Genomic DNA, 1,008 nt, shown 5'->3' with positions numbered 1-1,008 from the left:
AGCGACCCGAGATCCAGCTCCGATTGCGCCATGTTTTGCATCGCAAACATCGTATCAAACAACGGATTGCGGCCCAGATCCCGCTTGATCTTCAACCGCTCAATCAACTGCTCATACGGATAGTCCTGACGATCGAACGCTTGCAGCACATTATGCTGTACCTCACCGAGAAAGGATCGGAAGCTCTTCGTTCCCTCCGGGTAGCTGCGCAGCGCCAGCGTGTTGACAAACATGCCGATGATGCGCGACGTATCCGCATGCTTGCGTCCGGCCGCTGGCGATCCGACTATCATATCCTCCTGCCCTGTATATTTGTACAGCAACACCTGATAGGCAGCCAGCATCACCATATACAAGGTCGTGCCCGTCTCTCTCGCCAGCGCTTGCAGCGCGTTCGTCAGTTCCGCATCCATCCCGATCTCAAAGCTGTCTCCCGCAAAGCTCTGCACCGCAGGTCTCGGATGATCGGTCGGCAGATTCAAAACGGGCAGCTCTCCCGCAAACTGCTTCAGCCAGTACGCTTCCTGCTCAGCATCCTGCCCGCTCGCTCGCTGCTGCTCCTGCCAGACCGCATAATCTTTGTACTGAATGCGCAGCGGTGGCAACGGCTCGCCCCTGTACAGCAGGCTCAGTTCTTCGACCAGCACCGCGATGGACGTGCCATCCGAGATGATGTGGGGCATGTCTGCCAGCAGAAAGTGATCCTGCTCATGGCGCTCTATGAGACGGACACGAAGCAGGGGTGCATGGCTCAGGTCAAACGGCTGTACAAACGCGTCCATGGCCGCAGCCAAATCCGCTTCCTCGTCGATCTGCTGCTCCGTCACGATCAAATGAACGTCTTCCACCACGCGCTGCACTGGCTCACCCTCGGTTCCTTCCCAGACAAATTCCGTTCGGAATGCCTCATGCCTCTTCACCAGTTGCTGAAACGCTTCGCGTAATCGCGGTCGATCCAGCTCGCCTTGCAGCCGCAAGGCAAACGGCATATTGTAGGCCGTGCCGAAT

1 protein-coding gene is annotated in these 1,008 nt (G+C 57.4%); it reads right to left on the bottom strand.

The window, feature by feature from the left end; all coding sequences use genetic code 11:
- Positions 1-1,008: condensation domain-containing protein (locus tag ACFSUC_RS11495; protein ID WP_379929758.1), on the bottom strand; the 1,008-nt coding region annotated here is incomplete at both ends.

This window comes from Marinicrinis sediminis (genome assembly GCF_042685085.1).
Taxonomy (GTDB): domain Bacteria; phylum Bacillota; class Bacilli; order Paenibacillales; family KCTC-33676; genus Marinicrinis; species Marinicrinis sediminis.
The sequence above is the reverse complement of the archived record's forward strand: the minus strand, read 5'-3'. Positions and strand labels throughout refer to the sequence as shown.